The sequence below is a fragment of the Frondihabitans sp. 762G35 genome (genome assembly GCF_002074055.1).
Classification (GTDB): Bacteria; Actinomycetota; Actinomycetes; order Actinomycetales; family Microbacteriaceae; genus Frondihabitans.
In genome coordinates, this window is record NZ_CP014619.1 from 746,225 (window position 1) to 763,235 (window position 17,011).

The following is a 17,011-nucleotide window of genomic DNA, read 5'->3' on the forward strand; positions in this document are numbered from 1 at the left end:
TGGGAGGGCACGCCCCCGTAGCCCAATCGGCAGAGGCAGGCGACTTAAAATCGCCTCAGTCAGGGTTCGAGTCCCTGCGGGGGCACCGCCGGGAGTTCGACGGTGAACGCGGCGCCGGTCGTCGAGGGGCCCCGTGCGTCGACCGCCCCGCCCGGTCGGAGGCCCGCCCGGAGAGTGCCTCCCAGCCGCCGGACGAGCCTCGACGCGATCGACAGGCCGAGCCCGGTCCCCACCGTCCGCGTCGATCGGTAGCGGTCGGCGAGCACGTTCCGATCGAAGACCTCCGCCGTGTCCGCCTCCGTGAGACCGGGACCCTCGTCCTCGACGACGATCCGGGCCCACTCCGGCCGCTCCGCCGCGTCCGTGTGGATCGTGACCGTCGAGCCGGGCGGCGAGGCCCGCAGGGCGTTCTCCAGCAGGCCGTCGAGGAGCTGCCGCACCCGCATCGGATCGGTCGTGATCGAGGCCACCGGCGCCGGGGCGACGAGCAGGAGCGTCACGTCGAGCGCCGCGGCCCGCGCCCGCCACGCCGCCGTCGCCTCCCGGGCGAGCTCGACCGGGTCGATGGTCTCCGGCCGGATGCGGAAGTCGTCCGCCTCGAGTCGCGCCAGCTCGAGCAGGTCGCGCGTGAACGCCTCGAGCCGGGTCGTCTCGGCGACGAGGGTGCGTCCGATGGTCGGCAGGGCCGCGGCGTCGACGAGGCCGTCCGCCAGGGCGTCGGCGTAGCCGCGGATGGCGGTGAGCGGGGTCCGGATCTCGTGCGAGATCGAGAGGAGGAACTCGTGCTGACGCCCCTCGGACGTGGCGAGGGCGAGGTCGAGGGCGGCGAGGGCGTTCTCCATGTCGCGGATCTCGGCCACCGCGGGAGCAGCATCCTGCGCGGATCCGGCCGACGCCGCCAGGCCGCGGCGCCCCGAGGCGAGCAGCCGCGCGGAAGAGGCCGCGCGGCGCAGAGGACGGGCGACGAAGCGGGCGACCACGACGCCCACGCCGATCGCGACGGCGACTCCGAACGCGAGGGCGATCGCGAACCGGCCGAGGAGCCGCGTGGTCGACGACTGGACGAGCGAGAAGTCCTGGGTGGCGATGACCGTGTCGCCCGTGGTCAGCCGGGTCCCCTCCACGAGGACCTGCTTCCCGTTCTGCCGGACCCGGGCGGAGAGGGACCCGCTGGCCTGCACCTGGTCGACGGCGGAGCGCGGCACTCCCGCGCCGCCCGCGGGGGTCGTCGTGCCGTCGGCGTGGAGGAGGACGATCCGGATGCCCCGGGCACGGGCCTGGTCGAGGTTGCGGACGAGCTCGGCGCGGTCCCGCGCGGGGGCGTCGGCCACCAGGAGCGTCGTCGACCGGAGGGTGTCCCGGGACTGCTGGAGGGCGACCTGGCGGACGAGCTGGTACGCGACTCCTGCGGTCGCGAGCGCGGCGAGCAGGGCGACGCTGACGGTCGCGACGACGATGCGGAAGGCGAGCGTCGGACGACGACGACCGTCGCCGTCGGGGGAGGGCGCCGCGCCGCTCACGAGGCGACCGGTCGGTCCACGGCGTAGCCGACGCCGCGGATGGTCCGCAGGTGGAGCGCCTCCCCGAACTTCGCGCGGAGCTGCGCGACGTGCACGTCGACGGTGCGGCTGCCGCGGTAGTCGGCGAGTCCCCAGACGGCGGAGAGGAGCTGGTTGCGCCCGAAGACCTGGCCCGGGCTCGCCATCAGGAACGCGAGGAGGTCGAACTCGGTCGCCGTCAGCTCCAGGTGGCGTCCCCCTTCGGCGACGGTCCGGGAGCGCGGATCGAGCACGATCGTGCCGAGGGTCAGGGCTCCGCTCCGGACCCCCACCTGGCTGCGACGCACCAGCGCCTTCACGCGGGACGCGAGCTCGCGGGCCGAGAACGGCTTCGTGACATAGTCGTCGGCGCCGAGCTCGAAGCCGAGGATCCGGTCGATCTCCGAATCGCGCGCCGTCACGAAGACCACGGGCGTCCAGTCGTCCTCGGCCCGGAGGCGGCGGCAGAGCTCGACGCCGTCCAGTCCCGGAAGGCCGATGTCGACGACGGCGGCCACGGGTCGGAGGGAGCGGATGGCGTCGAGGCCGGACTCGCCGTCCCGGGCGAGGTGGACGCCGAACCCGGCGTCGGCCAGGTAGATCCGCTCGATGTCGGCGATGGCCGCTTCGTCCTCGACCACGACGATCAGGCCACGGCTGTCACTCATCGCCCCAGTCAACTCGCCCCGGCCCGGCCGGCGGTGACGCCTTACAGGATTCGAACATCCCCCGAATGTCCGGTGGCGGAGGGGTCCGCATGCTTGCTCCCGAGCGTCCGACCGGGGCGCGGGAACATCGACACGAACCAGGAGTCACCATGATCAGCTTCACCCGCACGTCCCGCGTGGTCGGTCTGACGGCCGCCGCCGCCCTCGTCGCGGGGGCAGGTGTCCTCGCGGCCTCGACGGCGAACGCCGCGACCACCGCGCCGTCCGCGGCCGCCTCGACGACCACCGCGGGCCCCGCGACGAAGGTCACCGGCCTGCCCTTCCGCGCCATCCGTCCCGAGGCCGTCCGGCTCCTGACGGGCGACGTGCCCGCGGCCCTGAAGACGGACGTGAAGGCGCTGACGGGGAAGACCGGCGATGCACGTCGGACGGCCGTCCGCTCGATCGAGGAGAAGGCCCTGTCGGGCGCCTACGGAGCGGCCGTCAAGACCCTCGCCGTCGACGCCCGGAGCTCCTGGAAGTCCGCCCCCGACTCTCTCAAGGCGGACCTCAAGGCGCTCAAGGGCAAGGACGCCGCCGATCGGAAGTCCGCACGGACGGCCATCGAGCGGAAGGCGCTCGCCGGCGGCTACGGCGACGCCGTGAAGAAGGAGGCGGAGTCGCTCCGCGATCAGGCGAGCAAGACGGCGGAGACGAAGGCGGAGCCCGTCATCGGCTCGATCCTCTGAGGTGCGCGGGTCGTCGTCGGCGACTACTCCTCGGTCGCCGGCTCCACGTAGCGGATCCAGACCCAGGCGCTGACGGCGACCACCGCGAAGGCGATCGACGCGAAGACGAGCGGGACGACGGGGAACGTCTCCGCAGGATCCCCGGCGAACACGACCCCGGCCGCGGCGACGCCGACCACCGCGAGGCCCACGAGGGTCGCCCGCGACCACGAGTAGAGCGCCCGGCCGGGCAGCCCCCCGACGGGCACCAGCAGGACGATGAGCGACCCGAGACCGGCGAGGCACACCGTCGCGAGCGTCTCCCGGGTCATCTCCACGACGAACGACGTGGTGTCGGCCGGGAGCAGCCCGTGCGCGACCCAGGCGGCGAACGACACGACGGTCACCGAGCCGAGCTGGGCGGCCGCCACAATGCCGCCGCGGCGGACGGCGCCCGATTCGTCGAGGGTCCGCCCGTCCGGGTAGACGAGGGTTGCGGCGATCAGCACGCCGAGGACGACCGGCGGATCGAGCCCGAGGAGCCGCGTCACGAGGCAGGCGAGCGCGGCGGCCACGAGCATCCGGGCCGAGAAGCGGAGCCGGAGGCCCAACCCGAAGCGCCGGCCGGCGAGGTAGGTCGGCAGGACGACGCCCAGTCCGTTGAGCACGACGACGCCGACCGCGATGGCGGCTCCGAGGCGGACGTAGCGGAGCTGGTCGTCGACCCCGACGGCGAGGGCGACGAGGGCGATGCCGCCGGCCAGCGCGAGGGCGACGCCCGTCGCGGGGGAGACGAGAGGCGTGTCGTCGCGGTCGACGTGGGCCCGGTTCCGCCCGGTGAAGCGCCGCGCGCGGAGGGCGAGTCGGCCGCCGAGCGCCGTGGCGGCGAGGCGGAGCGGCGCGACGATCAGCAGGATGAAGACGAGCCCGAGGGCGAGCGCCCAGAGCCACGACCCGCCCGCGAGCCCCTCGCGGAGGGTCGGAAGGGTGCTGCCGAAGCCGGTGGTGCCGGTCCACGATCCCGCCTCGCGGGTGCCCTGCGTGGTCGGGGCCGTGCCGCCCGGATCCTGCGGACCGTTCCCGGCGGACGGACCGGGACCCGCTCCGCCGTCGCCCGATGACGGGGGCGCGGGGGTCGCCCCGGGCGACGAGGTGGTCTGCGGCGCCGGCGTCTGCTGCGGCTCCGCGGGGGAGGAGGGGGCGGGGACGGGCGAGGGAGAAGCGGCCCCCGGTGTCGCCGTCGGCTGAGCGGCCGTGAAGGTGATGCGGCTGCCCTTCGTGGGGGCGCCGTAGTTGCCGGCGGCATCACGCTGGGCGGCCTGGACCGTCCGCGTGCCCGCCGGGAGGAGGAGTCCCGCGGAGGTGCACCGCCACGTGCCGCCGCGAGCGACGGTCGCCTGGCAGACGGGGTTGCTGTCGACGTAGGTCGTCACGATGGCGCCGGGCTCGCCCGAGCCGTCGAAGACCAGCGGCTGGCTGGAGACGGTCGAGCCGGCCGCCGGATGCGCGAGGACGGGCGCGGACGGCGCCTCGCGGTCGATCGTCAGCGCGAGGGGCGACGACATCGACGACACCGGCACCGCGGGCACGGCCGTGGAGCGCTGCTCCGCCCGGAGCGCGTAGCGGCCGGACGGGAACGAGGCGGACGGCAGCGTGACCTGCCACGCTCCGGCGCTGGAGACCCGGGCGATGACCTGGGCCGTGGACGCGCCCGTCGCCATCACGGTCACCGAGGCCCCGGGGAACCCGGCACCCTTCACCACGGCGCCGACCGCGAGCCCGGGGGAGGTCACGAACGTCGGGGCCGCGAGGACCGAGAACGGGTCGCTGTCGACGTCGGCGAGAGCGGTGTCGGTGAGGTCGCGCAGCGTGACGACCTGGTCGGCTCCGCTCGGGACCGCGATGGTGCAGCCCCACGAACCCGAGGCATCGGCGGTGGTCGTGCAGAGCGAGGAGGCGGGCCGCTGCGGGTCGAGGATCCGCAGCTTCGCCCCGGGCGTCGCGGTGCCCCTAGCGCTCATCGTCGACGCGTCGGAGTCGGCGACCGTGATCGTCGGAGCCACGGGGGCCGCTGTCGCCGTCGGCGTCGGTGCGAGACCCGGTGCGGGGGTCGCCGCGTCGACGGGCGCGGCCCGGAGGGCGACCCCGGCCAGCAGGATGCCCAGGGCGAGGCTCGACATCGCCACGAGAACCACGGCACGACGACGTGCTCCGCCGGTCAGGGCCGCGGAGCGTCGGGAGCTGGGGGTCGTGTCGGTGAGCACTGTCACCCATCTAGCCAACAATCGGGGTACGAGTCAATCGGCCTCGCGGCTGATTTCGCGGAATGTTCACCCGTCGGGGCCGTTTCGGCCGGCTTTCGGGGCGTTTCCGGGCCGCGGGCGGTCACACGCGAGGCCTCTCGGGCGGACGTCACACGGAGGAAACATCGACTTCATAGGATCCTCTTATGATCCGTCGCGACGCCGAGACCCCGACCAGAATCCACCGATCGCGTCGGGCCCTCGGGCTCCTGCTCGCGGCCGGAGCGATCGCCGCGCCCCTGTCGGCGGTCGCCGTCCCGGCGACGGCCGCCTCCGCCGCAGCCGCCCCGATCGCGGGCGCGACCTCCGCTGGCGACTCGCTCTTCGCCGGGATCGGCAACGGCGGCTACGACGTGACCCACTACGGCGTCGACCTCGCCTACGCCACGGACGGCTCCATCGCCGCGACGACGACGATCAGCGCCACGGCGACGACCGCGCTCTCGTCGTTCTCCCTCGACTTCGAGGGCCTGACCGTGACGTCGGTGGTCGTGAACGGCCAGGCGGCCACCTTCGTGCGGGAGCAGGATCCTGCGATCTCGAAGTACAAGCTCGTCGTGACGCCTCAAACCCCGGTCGACGGTGACTTCACCGCCGTGATCTCCTACGCGGGGACGCCCGTCCAGCACACCGACCCCGACGGGTCGAGCGAGGGCTGGAGCACGACCAGCGACGGCGCGACCGCGGTCGGCCAGCCGGTCGGCACGATGACGTGGCTGCCGAGCGACAACACCCCGCGCGACAAGGCGACGTTCGACATCGCCCTGACGGTCCCGACCCTCCTCGGCGGTACGAGCGCCGCGGGTGTGAGCAACGGCGTCCTCACGGCGCAGACCCCCCACGCCGACGGCACGACGACCTGGGCCTGGAAGCAGTCGAAGCCCATGGCGACCGAGCTCGCCCTCGTCTCCATCGGTCGGTACACCGAGTTCCAGTCGACGATCCCGCTCCAGGGCGGCCGGAGCATCCCCGAGCGGAGCTTCGTCGATCCCAGCACGTCGCCCCAGGCGCTCGCCGAGATCACGTCGCTCCGGGCGGAGCTCCCCGAGATCTTCGCCTTCCTCGAGAAGAAGTACGGGCGCTACCCCGGCGACGCCACGGGCGTCGTCGTCGACAACACGGACCTCGGCTACGCCCTCGAGACGCAGGACCGCCCGTTCTTCGAGGGCAGCATCGACCGGGAGACGCTCGTCCACGAACTGACCCACCAGTGGTTCGGCGACGCGGTGACCCCCGCCGACTGGGGCGACATCTGGCTCAACGAGGGCCCCGCCACCTACACCCCGCTCGTCTACGACGAGGAGCACGGCGGCCCGACCGCCGAGGACAGCCTCTACGACCTGTGGAACAGCACCCCCGCCGGGGCGCCGGAATGGACGATCCCGCCCGCGAAGATGACCGATGCCGCCGACCTCTTCGGCTGGCAGGTCTACAACCGCGGCGCCATGACGCTCGAGGCGCTGCGATCCGCGGTGACCACGCCCGTCTTCGAGGAGATCATGCGTCGGTGGTACGCCGAGCGGGTCGGCACGAGCATCAGCACCGCCGACTTCATCGCGCTGGCCGAGAAGGTCTCCGGCAGGAGCCTCGGCGCGTTCTTCCAGGACTGGCTCTACGACGCCGACAAACCGGCCTGGCCCGCGACGTGGACCCTCGCCCTCGCGACACCGAGGGCGAAGGCCTCGGCGGTCCCGGCCGGCTCCGACCTCGGCTACGTCGTCACCGCGACCGCCACGGGGAAGGTCCCGCTCCGGGGAGCCACGGTCGAGGTCGATCTCGAAGCCCTCCTCGCCACGGCCACCCTCGACCCCGGCAGCCTGCCGGCCGGGGCTCGACTCGACGGCACCACGCTGCTCTGGACCGTCCCCACCACGGCGACGGGCGCCTCGGCGACGCTCCCGTTCACCGTGCACCTCGACGACCCGCGCAGGGCCTCCCTCGTCGACGTCGGCGCCCGGGCGGTCACGCTCGGTGCCACCTGCGCCGGATGCACGGTGAGTCACACCCTCGTGGCCGCGGCCGTCGGCACGGTCGAACCCGCCGCCGCGCAGCCGACCCTCGCCGCCACGGGAACCGACGCCGCGACTCCTGCGGCCGGAGCCCTCGCCCTGGTCGCGCTCGGCGGCCTCCTGCTCGCGTCGGGCCGCCGTCGGCGGACCGTGAACGTGGGCGCGGGCGCTACGGCCTCGAGGCCGGAGTCGCCCCGCCGTCGGTGAAGTCGAACACGAGGACGCCGTCGGGCCCTGCTGCGAGCAGCGGCCCGACGAAGTCCTTGAACGCGGCGTGCTCCCGGTCGACGAGCGCCGGATCGGAGATCAGCGGCTCGCCGACGTAGGTGTTGCGGTCGCCCTCCGACGCGAAGAGCACGACGAACCCGAGCTCGAACCCGTGCGACGCGCCCTCGTGGCTGGTCTGCCCGCCCGCCGCGATCGAGCGGATGTAGGGGCCGGAGCCGTCGGGATGCGGCGCGTCGGCGAGGGCCCGGAAGCGGCGCTCGACCTCCTGCGCGTCGTCCTGAGTGCATCCTGCGGCGAGGCGGAACAGCACGACGTGGTGCACCGCTCCCGGCCGGAAGTCGCGCGCTGTCAGGTCGGCGTCGGAGAGATCGGTGATCGAATCGGTGCCCATGGGGGACACTCTGCACCGTGACGGGCGCGTCCGCGTGAGTTCCCTCCGAGAATGCCCAGCCGTCATGGAGCCCCCATCCGGCCCGCCTATAGTGATTGCCGGATCGACAAGGAGCTCTCACACAATGGATTCCGCCCTCGTAGGCACACTCATCGCCGTCGGCATCGTCGTGCTGCTGCTCGTCATCGCCGGCATCTACCTGTGGGCGACCTACAACTCGCTCGTGACGCTGAAGGTCCGCGTCGACGAGGCCTGGAGCGACATCACGGTGCAGCTGAAGCGGCGAGCCGATCTGATCCCCAACATCATCAGCTCGGTAAAGGGGTACGCCACCCACGAGTCCGGCGTCTTCGAGAGCGTCACCAGGGCGCGCGCCGAGACCCTCAGCGCCACCACGCCCGCCGAGGCGAGCGAGGCCGAGGGGCACCTGCAGAAGTCGCTCAAGAGCATCTTCGCCGTCGCCGAGGCGTACCCCCAGCTCCAGGCCAGCCAGAACTTCCTCCAGCTCCAGTCCGAGCTCGTCGACACGGAGGACAAGATCCAGGGCGCGCGCCGGTTCTACAACGGCGGAGTGCGGGAGTTCAACACGAAGACCACGGTCTTCCCCAACACGCTGTTCGCCAAGCGCCTCGGATTCACCAGCCGCGACTTCTTCGAGGTGACGGAGCCGTCCGCCATCGCCGAACCGCCGCGCGTCCAGTTCTGACCGGACAGCCCGGCCTCGAGAGACGCTCCCCATGTACAGCGCCGTAGCGCGGAACAAGCGCAACACCGTCTTCATCATCCTGATCTTCCTGGTCATCATCGGCCTCCTCGGCTTCGCCGGCGGGCTGATCTGGAACAACCCGTCGATCGGCTTCACCGTCCTGGTCGTGGCGGCTCTCTACGCGCTCGTCCAGTACTTCTTCGCCTCCCGGCAGGCGATCGCGATGAGCCACGGCATCCGGATCGACGCGACGACGGAGCCGCGGCTCTGGCGCACCGTCGAGAACCTCTCCATCACGATGGGGATGCCGATGCCCGAGGTGTACGTCGTCGACGACCCCGCGCCCAACGCCTTCGCCACCGGGCGCGACCCCGAGCACTCCGTCGTCGCGGCCACCACCGGGCTGCTGGCGATCATGGACGACGCCGAGCTGCAGGGCGTGATGGCGCACGAGATGGGACATGTCAAGAACTACGACATCCGCGTCTCCACCATCGTCTTCGGGCTCGTCGTCGCCGTGGGGTTCCTCGCGGACATCCTGCTGCGCATGTCGTTCTTCGGCGCGATGTTCGGCGGCAACAACCGTCGCGACGGCAACGGCGGCGGCGGCGGTGCGAACCCGGTGATGCTCGTCGTCGGGATCGCCGCGATGGTCGTCGCCCCGCTCGCGGCGGCCGGCGTGCAGGCGGCCGTGTCGCGGCAGCGCGAGTACCTCGCCGACGCCACCGGGGCGCTCACCACCCGCTACCCCGAGGGGCTTGCCCGCGCGCTCGAGAAGCTCGGCGCCTACGGCCGGCCGATGCGCCAGCAGAACTCGTCGATGTCGCACCTCTGGATCAGCGACCCCATGCGCCCCGGTGTGATGGCGCGGATCTTCAGCACGCACCCGCCGCTCCCGGATCGCATCGCCCGCCTCCGCGCCACCTCCGGCACTTTCTAGCTCGCCCTCGGCGGGGCCGTCTGCGGCGTTGTCGCGACCACCGATAGCGCGGCTATCGGCGGCCGCTCCGCCTTGCAGCCGACCGCGCCGAGCGCGAGCTGCGCCCGGCGCGAGCTTCGCACGAGGGCGAGCTGCGCCGGGGGCCTCAGAGCTGCGGCGCCGACTCGACGGGGTCGTCGGCCGGGGCATCCTGCGCGCCCACGCCGAGGGCACCCGCGAGCGACGAGGCCAGGTCGCCGCGCCGCACGACCTCCACGTCGCCGAGCCCCTGCCACGCGGCGGTGCGTCGGAGCAGCGCGGCCAGCCGCTCCACGTCGACCTCCTGCCCCTTCTCGTGCCAGGATGCCTGGACCCGCAGGACGCCCGCCTGCCGATCGCTCTTGAGGTCGACCCGGGCGACGAGCGCGTCGTCCTGCAGCACCGGGAGCACGTAGTAGCCGAACACCCGCTGCGGCCGCGGCGTGTAGATCTCGATGCGGTAGTGGAACGAGAACATCCGCTCCGCCCGGCTCCGCTCCCAGACGACGGGGTCGAAGGGCGACAGCAGGGCGTCCGCCTCGATGCGGCGCGGCACCCGCGCCTCCGCGTGGAGGAACGCCGGCGCCTTCCACGACGCCACCTCGACGCGGCGGATCTCGCCCGCGTCTTCAAGGTCGCGCAGCGCCGGAACGACGGCGGCGTTCTTCATGCGGAAGTAGTCGCCGAGATCCCTCGGCGTCCCGATCCCGTGGGCTCGGGCCGCCCGGGCCAACAGGAGCCGCTGCGCCTCCTCGCGGGGCACCGAGCGCGCCAGCACCTCGGCCGGCAGCACGTGCTCGGGCAGCGCGTAGGAGCGCTCGAAGCGCGTCCGCCCGGCACTGACCACGTCGCCCCAGCGGAAGAGGGCCTCGAGACCCCTCTTCACGTCGCTCCAGCCCCACCACGGCCCCCGACGCACGTTCGCGTCGTGCTCGATCGCGCTCGCGGGAAGGGGCCCCTTGTCGCGCAGCTCGTCGAGGAGCCACGCCAGGAGGCCCGGCTCGACGCCCAGCGCCTCGGCCGGGTACCGGTCGCGCATGGCGTCCATCCGCCACCGCAGGAGCGGCCACGTCTCGACCGGCAGGAACGCCGCCTCGTGCGCCCAGTACTCCACGTAGCGGCCGCGCCGAGCGAAGGTCAGCCGGTCGAGGAGAGACCGGTCGTACGACCCGAGACGGGCGAAGAGGGGCAGGTAGTGACTCCGCTCGAAGACGTTGACGGAGTCGATCTGCAAGAGGCCCAGGCGGTCGACGGTCTGGTTGAGCTGGCGGGTGCCGACGCTCTCGGGCACGGGGCGGCCGAAGCCCTGAGCGGCCAGGGCGATGCGCCTCGCCTGGGCGGCGGAGATCGTCGAACTCGTCACCCCTCCGACCCTAGGGCCGACCACCGTCAGCGGGGGCCTCCCGGCCCTAGACTGGCGCGATGGACACGCCGCTCCGCGCCCCGGGCGAGGATCCCGTGACGGGCGATCGAGCTCTCCCGGCCGCGGTCGTGCTCGCGGGTGCCTGGGCCTGGCGGCTCCTCGCGATCGCCGCGGTCGTCGGGCTCTTCTTCCTGATCGTCGCGCAGCTCCAGGTCGTCGTGATCCCGATGATGGTGGCCATCCTGCTGTCGGCGCTCCTCGTCCCGCTGTCGACCTTCCTCCAGCGGCACCGGTGGCCGAAGTGGCTCGCGATCGTCGTCACCCTCCTCGTCGTCCTCGTCGTCCTGACCGGCCTCGGCTTCCTGGTGGTCACGCAGATCGTCGACGGCTTCCCCAACCTCCTGAAGCGCAGCTACCGCGCCTACGACGAGTTCATCACGTTCCTCACGACCGGCCAGGTCCACGTCTCACAGGCCCAGCTCCGGACGTATTACCGCGACGCCGTGTCGGCGTTCCAGTCCAACACGCAGGGGATCGTCGCCGGAGCGCTGTCGTTCGGCTCCTCGTTCGGGCACTTCCTGACCGGTCTCCTGCTGACCGTCTTCGCCACGATCATCCTGCTCGTCGACGGAGCCGGGGTGTGGCGCTGGGTGGTCCGGCTCTTCCCGCGGCGGGCACGCGCGTCCGTGGACGGCGCCGGGCGGGCGGGCTGGACGACGCTCACCACCTTCGTCAAGGTGCAGATCTTCGTCGCGCTCGTCGACGGCGTCGGGATCGGCGTCATCGCGGGCATCCTGCACGTCCCCCTCGCGATTCCGATCGCGGTCGTCGTGTTCCTCGGCTCGTTCGTGCCCGTCGTCGGCGCCGTCGTGACCGTCGCCGTCGCCGTCTTCGTCGCGCTCGTCTACGACGGCTGGGTCATCGCGCTCATCATGCTGGCCGGGGTGCTCCTCATCCACCTGCTGGAGGGGCACGTGCTCCAGCCGCTGGTGATGGGCAACGCCGTCAAGGTGCACCCGCTGGCGGTGGTCTTCGCGGTCGCCGGAGGCGCCTACCTCGCCGGGATCGCGGGCGCCCTCTTCGCCGTGCCCGTCGTCGCCACCCTCAACGTGATGGTGACCTTCGTCGTGACCCGTGCTCACAGGAAAACTCCCAGCCCGGGAGACCACGATGACTCGTCCCTCCCACCCGACCTCCAGGAAGGCCCGATCGAGCATGTCTGATCTGAAAGTGGCTGGCCCCACCCTCGCCGAGATCGAGGAGGCCCGCGAGCGCGTGTCCCACGTCGTGCACCGCACGCCGATGGAGAGCTCGTCGTACCTCTCCAAGGTGCTGGGAGCGCCCGTCTACCTCAAGTGCGAGAACCTCCAGCGGACCGGCTCCTACAAGATCCGCGGTGCGTACAACCGCCTGTCCCGCCTCAGCGACGAGGAGAAGGCGAACGGGGTGGTCGCCGCGTCCGCCGGGAACCACGCGCAGGGCGTCGCGCTGGCCGCGCGCGAGCTCGGCATCCGCGCGACGATCTTCATGCCCGTCGGAGTCGCCCTGCCGAAGCTCCAGGCGACCCGCGACTACGGTGCCGACGTCGTGCTCAGCGGCCACTCCGTCGAGGACGCCCTCCGCGCGGCGAGCGAGTTCTCCGAGACGACCGGGGCCGTCTTCATCCCGCCGTTCGACCACCCCGACGTCATCGCCGGTCAGGGGACGCTGGGCCTCGAGATCCTCGAGCAGGTGCCCGACGTCGAGACGATCATCGCCTCCATCGGCGGCGGCGGGCTCATCGCGGGAGTCGCCAGCGCGGTCAGCCAGATGCGCGCCCGCACGGGCGGAACGATCCGCGTCATCGGCGTCCAGGCCGCGAACTCCGCGCCCTACGCCCTCTCGATGAAGCTCGGCGCCCTCACGACCGTCGTGCCGACTCCGACGATCGCCGACGGCATCGCCGTGTCGAAGCCGGGCGTGCTCAACTTCGAGATCGTCCGCGAGCTCGTCGACGAGGTCGTCACCGTCTCCGACGACGACACCGCCCGCGCCCTCCTCGTGCTCCTGGAGCGCGCCAAGCAGGTCGTCGAGCCGGCAGGAGCCGTCGGCGTCGCGGCGGTCCTCACCGACCAGGTGCGTCCGCTCGGGAAGACGGTCATCATCCTCTCGGGCGGCAACATCGACCCGCTCATGATGGAGCGGGTCATCAGCCGGGGCCTCGCGGCCTCGGACCGCTACCTGCACTTCCGTGTGATGCTCCCCGACCGCCCCGGCCAGCTGTCGCGCGTTTCCGAGATCATCTCGGAGGCCAACGCCAACGTCGTCGAGGTGCTGCACACGCGCCACGGGCGCGGCCTGCAGATCAGCGAGGTCGAACTGGAGCTGAGCGTCGAGACCCGCGGACCCGACCACGCCGAGCAGGTCATGCAGCGCCTCCGCGACGGAGGCTTCGACCCGCAGTTGGTTCGCAGCTGACGTTCTCGTGCGCCCGAGCTGCAGGGCGGAGGAGGCGCCGATGGTGGGAATTATCGGCGACGACGACGCCGGAGCTCGAGCGCACGGGGACGTCAGGGGTGGTAGGGCTCCACTTTGTTGATGGTGACGGAGATCTCGCGGCCGTTGGGCGCCACGTAGCTCGTGCTGGTGCCCGCGGCCTTGCCGTTGATGGCCTCGCCGAGGGGGCTCGTCTCGCTGTAGACCGAGAGGTCGCTGCCGGCGGCGATGATCTCGCGGTTGCCCAGCAGGAAGCGCGATTCGTCTCCGGCGATCGTCGCGGTGACGACGGTGCCGGGGCTGACGACGTCGGCGGCGGCGGTCGACTCGGCGACGGTGGCGCTCTTCAGCAGGTTGATGAGCGTGCGGATGCGCGCCTCGATCTTGCCCTGCTCGTCTTTCGCGGCGTGGTAGCCGCCGTTCTCCTTGAGGTCGCCCTCTTCGCGGGCGGCCTCGATGCGGGCCACGATCTCGGCCCGGCCGGAGGTGCTCAGCGTCTCGAGCTCCGCGGCGAGTCGATCGTGTGCCTCCTGGGTGAGCCAGGTGGTCGCTTCGGTGTCAGTCATGGCATTTCCTCCTCGTCGGCGTGATCCGTCGCTGTGGACGACCCACCCCAGTGGTGTCCCGCCGAAAAAAGGAGACCGGCCGAGTGGCCGGTCTCGATGGTGAATCACGTGAGTTTACGGCAGCCAGCACTTGTCGATCAAGCCCGTGACGCCCCGGCTGGTCGTCTTCAGCTCGGTCGTGTACGTCGTCGTCGAGCTCGTCTGGGCCGGGAAGTGCACCACTTTCCAGCCGACGACGCCGAACGACGAGTTGAGCACCTGGATGGAGCAGTCGACCTTCGTGCCGGGATTCACACTGACCTCGGAGGTGACGGTGGCGCTGGTGTCGCTGTGGATGACGTAGCCGGCGTCGTTGGTGTCGATGGTCGCGCTGGTGCCGTCGAGGCCGGCGAAGACGACCCAGGCGGCGAAGACGACGACGAACGCCCCGCCCACGATCGCGGCGATCCAGCGACGTCTCAGGCGGAACGAGCGAGTGCGGCCGTAGCGGATGTCGAGGGCGCTGTCGCCGGTCGCGGGGCCGCCCGCGGACGGGTCGGAGGAGCCGGGCGCGGGCCGGGGGCCTCCTGCGCCGGTCGTGCGTGAAGGCGTGGGCGCCATCGACGAACTCCGTCCGATTATCCTTGGACCTTAGGTTAGCAACGCTGACCGTGACAGGAATCTGAGGACAACACTGTGCCTACCTCGAACCCGGGAGCTCTCCGTCTCCTGGCGGTGCACGCGCATCCCGACGACGAGTCGAGCAAGGGCTCGGCGACCTACGCCCACTACCGCAAGCGCGGCGTCGAGGTGCTGGTCGTGAGCTGCACGGGCGGTGAGCAGGGGTCCATCCTCAACGAGAACCTCGAGGCGCGCGCCCACGCCGAGCGCGACATCGCGGGCCTGCGCGTGCTCGAGATGGCGCGGGCGCAGGAGGCGATGGGGATCGACCACGCCTGGCTCGGCTACAGCGACTCCGGCCTCCCCGGCGAGGGCGAGTCGGTCGCGGTCAACTCGTTCGCGACCATCCCGCTCGAGACGTCGACGGAGCCGCTCGTGCGCATCCTGCGTCGCTTCAAGCCCCACGTGCTCGTGACCTACGACGAGAACGGCGGCTACCCGCACCCCGATCACATCCGCTGCCACGAGGTCTCCGTGGCCGCCTACGAGGCCGCCGCCGATCCTGCGCGCTACCCCGACGCCGGGCCCGCCTGGCAGGTCTCGAAGCTCTACTACGACCGCATCATGAACGCGTCGAAGATGCGCGCCATCCAGCACCAGCTCTCCGTGGAGCTGCCCGATTCGCCCCTCAACGAGAAGATGGTCGAGATGATGGAGTGGATGGGCGCTCGGCCCGACCTCTCGACGACGCACGTCGACGTCTCCGATTCCTTCGACGCGCGCGATGCCGCCCTGCGCGCTCACGCCAGTCAGGTGTCGCCCGACAGCGCGTTCTTCTTCTGGCCGAACGACCTGCAGAAGCGCGCCTGGCCGACAGAGGACTTCCAGCTCGTCGACGCCCGCGTCGAGACGTCCCTGCCCGAGACCGACCTGTTCGCGGGGATCGAGGCGTGAGCGCTGCAGCCGCGGTCGCCGTCGCCTCCTCCCGGGTCGTCACCTACCTCGCCGAGACGAGCAACCCGTCGTCGGCGCCTGCGCAGGGGGTCCCCGACGTGCAGGTCACGCCGGGTTGGATCGGCTTCGTCGCCATCTTCGTCGTCGCCCTGGCGACCGTCTTCCTGATCGTCGACATGACGAGGCGGATCCGCCGGGTGCGCTACCGGGCCGAGGTGCGCGAGCAGATCGAGCTCGAGCGCGAGGAGGCCGCCCGCGAGGCGGCGGGTCTCGACGACGAGCTGCGGGAGCAGGGCAGGCGCGACGACTGAGTCGTCAGGCTCCGGGAGCGTCGCCCGGGGCGTCGCCGCCGCGTCCCGTGTTCAGCAGGGCGGCCGCGGCGCCGGTGAGGACGTCCTCGGGACGAGACCGTCGCTCCCGGGCCAGAGCTCCGGAGAGGCCCGCGGTCAGCGATCCGCCGGCCACGGCCACGGCCTCGACCACCTCCTCCTGGCGCGGTGTGAGGGGTTCGTCGACGAGGTCGTCCACGGTGTCGAGCAGGTTCTCCCGAGCGGCCAGCGAGACCTCCGGGTCGTCGTCCCGAAGCGCCGTCGCCTCCGCGATCACGGCGAGGCCGGACTGCGTCGCGTCCGCCTGAGGGTCGCCCTCGGGCTCGGTTCCGGTGCTCATGCGACGGACGGTACACGTCGTCCGGCGGCCCGCCCTCAGCGAGACGCCCGACGGGGTACGGGCTCCGTCACCCGCCCGCGTCGGACGGCGGCCGGGACGCTCGCGGTCAGCGCGGGTCGAGCGCGACGATGAGCACGCCCGTCCAGTGGCAGGCGAACGCCAGCACCGTGAGCGCGTGGAAGATCTCGTGGAAGCCGAAGACGCCCGGGATCGGGTTGGGCCTCTTCAGGCCGTAGACGACCGCCCCGACGATGTAGAAGAGCCCACCGGTCAGCACCAGGATCATCGTGGCCGGGCTCGATTCGAGGAGCTGCGGCAGGTAGAGCAGCGCCCCGACGCCCAGCAGGACGTAGAGCGGGACGTAGAGCCATCGCGGCGCGGAGGTCCAGAAGATGCGGAACGCGATGCCGAGGACGGCACCCGTCCAGATGAAGATCAGAAGCGTCGTCGCCTGGCGCTGGGGGAGCGCGAGCACGGCGATCGGCGTGTAGGTGCCGGCGATCAGCAGGAAGATGTTGGAGTGGTCCATGCGCTTCAGCAGGAGCTTCGCCCGCGGGCTCCAGTCGAAGCGGTGATAGGTCGCCGAGATGCCGAAGAGCAGGAGCGACGTGCCGAAGAAGACGGCCGTCGAGGCCTTGGCCGGGCCGCCGTGGGCGAGCGTGACCAGGACGACGCCGAGCGCGATCGCGACCGGGAACGTGCCCGCGTGGATCCAGCCGCGCCAGGTCGGCTTCGTCTCGGTCGCGGGATGCGCGAGCTCGTCGTCCAGGAACGGCAGCTTGGCCTCCGCGGCCCCCGTGATCGGGGTCGTCCCCTCGTCAGTCGGTGTCATGCCGGGTGAGCCTACGGGGCCCCGTCGGAGACAGGCTGAGCGCC

Annotated in this window: 17 protein-coding genes and 1 tRNA gene; 9 read left to right on the forward strand and 9 right to left on the reverse strand. The window is 72.0% G+C overall.

The genetic code is table 11. From position 1 onward, the window contains the following. Positions 1 to 11 precede the first annotated feature (11 nt). A tRNA-Leu gene (locus tag AS850_RS03765) sits at positions 12 to 85 on the forward strand. Here the strand turns inward: AS850_RS03765 and AS850_RS03770 are convergent. Both AS850_RS03770 and AS850_RS03775 read right to left on the reverse strand, forming a co-directional pair. Next, on the reverse strand, positions 60 to 1,520 hold the full coding sequence (locus AS850_RS03770; RefSeq protein WP_119867925.1) for a sensor histidine kinase: 1,461 nt from the start codon (positions 1,518 to 1,520) through the stop codon (positions 60 to 62). The two genes, AS850_RS03765 and AS850_RS03770, sit on opposite strands and share 26 nt — an antisense overlap. Then, complete coding sequence (locus AS850_RS03775; RefSeq protein ID WP_119867926.1) at positions 1,517 to 2,206, reverse strand: response regulator transcription factor; 690 nt, start codon at positions 2,204 to 2,206, stop codon at positions 1,517 to 1,519. The genes AS850_RS03770 and AS850_RS03775 overlap by 4 nt, the downstream gene beginning before the upstream one ends. A gap of 149 nt (positions 2,207 to 2,355) precedes the next feature. Between AS850_RS03775 and AS850_RS03780 the strand changes: the two genes are divergently transcribed. Beyond that, on the forward strand, positions 2,356 to 2,934 hold the full coding sequence (locus tag AS850_RS03780) for a hypothetical protein (protein ID WP_119867927.1): 579 nt from the start codon (positions 2,356 to 2,358) through the stop codon (positions 2,932 to 2,934). Between the two features lie 23 nt (positions 2,935 to 2,957). On the opposite strand, the gene AS850_RS03785 is transcribed toward AS850_RS03780, so the two are convergent. Beyond that, positions 2,958 to 5,183, reverse strand: a complete 2,226-nt coding sequence (locus AS850_RS03785) for a hypothetical protein (protein ID WP_123955445.1) — start codon at positions 5,181 to 5,183, stop codon at positions 2,958 to 2,960. Positions 5,184 to 5,362: 179 nt separating this feature from the next. Between AS850_RS03785 and AS850_RS03790 the strand changes: the two genes are divergently transcribed. Then, positions 5,363 to 7,432 (forward strand): M1 family metallopeptidase, encoded by a 2,070-nt coding sequence (locus AS850_RS03790; RefSeq protein ID WP_119867929.1) that lies wholly within the window; start codon positions 5,363 to 5,365, stop codon positions 7,430 to 7,432. On the opposite strand, the gene AS850_RS03795 is transcribed toward AS850_RS03790, so the two are convergent. Beyond that, entirely contained in the window at positions 7,395 to 7,844 is a 450-nt protein-coding gene (locus AS850_RS03795; RefSeq protein ID WP_119867930.1) for a Dabb family protein, read from the reverse strand. The two genes, AS850_RS03790 and AS850_RS03795, sit on opposite strands and share 38 nt — an antisense overlap. A 124-nt stretch (positions 7,845 to 7,968) precedes the next feature. Between AS850_RS03795 and AS850_RS03800 the strand changes: the two genes are divergently transcribed. Both AS850_RS03800 and AS850_RS03805 read left to right on the forward strand, forming a co-directional pair. Then, entirely contained in the window at positions 7,969 to 8,550 is a 582-nt protein-coding gene (locus tag AS850_RS03800) for a LemA family protein (protein ID WP_119867931.1), read from the forward strand. Between the two features lie 31 nt (positions 8,551 to 8,581). Next, positions 8,582 to 9,490 carry a M48 family metallopeptidase gene (locus tag AS850_RS03805; RefSeq protein ID WP_119867932.1) on the forward strand — a complete coding sequence of 303 codons (909 nt, stop codon included), beginning with the start codon at positions 8,582 to 8,584 and terminating at the stop codon, positions 9,488 to 9,490. Between the two features lie 145 nt (positions 9,491 to 9,635). On the opposite strand, the gene AS850_RS03810 is transcribed toward AS850_RS03805, so the two are convergent. After that, positions 9,636 to 10,871 carry a winged helix-turn-helix domain-containing protein gene (locus AS850_RS03810; RefSeq protein ID WP_164088382.1) on the reverse strand — a complete coding sequence of 412 codons (1,236 nt, stop codon included), beginning with the start codon at positions 10,869 to 10,871 and terminating at the stop codon, positions 9,636 to 9,638. Between the two features lie 59 nt (positions 10,872 to 10,930). Here AS850_RS03810 and AS850_RS03815 point away from each other — a divergent pair, with 59 nt between their 5' ends. Both AS850_RS03815 and ilvA read left to right on the forward strand, forming a co-directional pair. Continuing rightward, the gene (locus AS850_RS03815) at positions 10,931 to 12,094 is read left to right on the forward strand and encodes an AI-2E family transporter (protein WP_119867933.1); all 1,164 of its coding nucleotides are present in this window, start codon (positions 10,931 to 10,933) and stop codon (positions 12,092 to 12,094) included. Further along, positions 12,087 to 13,328, forward strand: coding sequence for a threonine ammonia-lyase (gene ilvA / locus AS850_RS03820; protein WP_119867934.1), 1,242 nt, complete (start codon positions 12,087 to 12,089; stop codon positions 13,326 to 13,328). Before AS850_RS03815 ends, ilvA begins: the two co-directional genes overlap by 8 nt. A gap of 92 nt (positions 13,329 to 13,420) precedes the next feature. Here ilvA and greA read toward each other — a convergent pair whose 3' ends face one another. Then, positions 13,421 to 13,912, reverse strand: coding sequence for a transcription elongation factor GreA (gene greA, locus AS850_RS03825; protein WP_119867935.1), 492 nt, complete (start codon positions 13,910 to 13,912; stop codon positions 13,421 to 13,423). Positions 13,913 to 14,026: 114 nt separating this feature from the next. Then, a complete protein-coding gene (locus AS850_RS03830) occupies positions 14,027 to 14,512 on the reverse strand; it encodes a DUF4307 domain-containing protein (protein WP_119867936.1) in 486 nt (161 codons plus the stop codon). A 75-nt stretch (positions 14,513 to 14,587) separates the two neighbouring features. Here AS850_RS03830 and mca point away from each other — a divergent pair, with 75 nt between their 5' ends. Both mca and AS850_RS03840 read left to right on the forward strand, forming a co-directional pair. Beyond that, entirely contained in the window at positions 14,588 to 15,466 is an 879-nt protein-coding gene (mca, locus tag AS850_RS03835) for a mycothiol conjugate amidase Mca (protein WP_236940811.1), read from the forward strand. Further along, positions 15,463 to 15,777 (forward strand): hypothetical protein, encoded by a 315-nt coding sequence (locus AS850_RS03840; RefSeq protein ID WP_119867937.1) that lies wholly within the window; start codon positions 15,463 to 15,465, stop codon positions 15,775 to 15,777. Before mca ends, AS850_RS03840 begins: the two co-directional genes overlap by 4 nt. A gap of 4 nt (positions 15,778 to 15,781) precedes the next feature. Here the strand turns inward: AS850_RS03840 and AS850_RS03845 are convergent, their stop codons facing one another. Then, entirely contained in the window at positions 15,782 to 16,135 is a 354-nt protein-coding gene (locus AS850_RS03845) for a hypothetical protein (protein ID WP_119867938.1), read from the reverse strand. Positions 16,136 to 16,241: 106 nt separating this feature from the next. Then, positions 16,242 to 16,967 (reverse strand): PAQR family membrane homeostasis protein TrhA, encoded by a 726-nt coding sequence (gene trhA / locus AS850_RS03850; RefSeq protein ID WP_119867939.1) that lies wholly within the window; start codon positions 16,965 to 16,967, stop codon positions 16,242 to 16,244. Positions 16,968 to 17,011 lie beyond the last annotated feature (44 nt).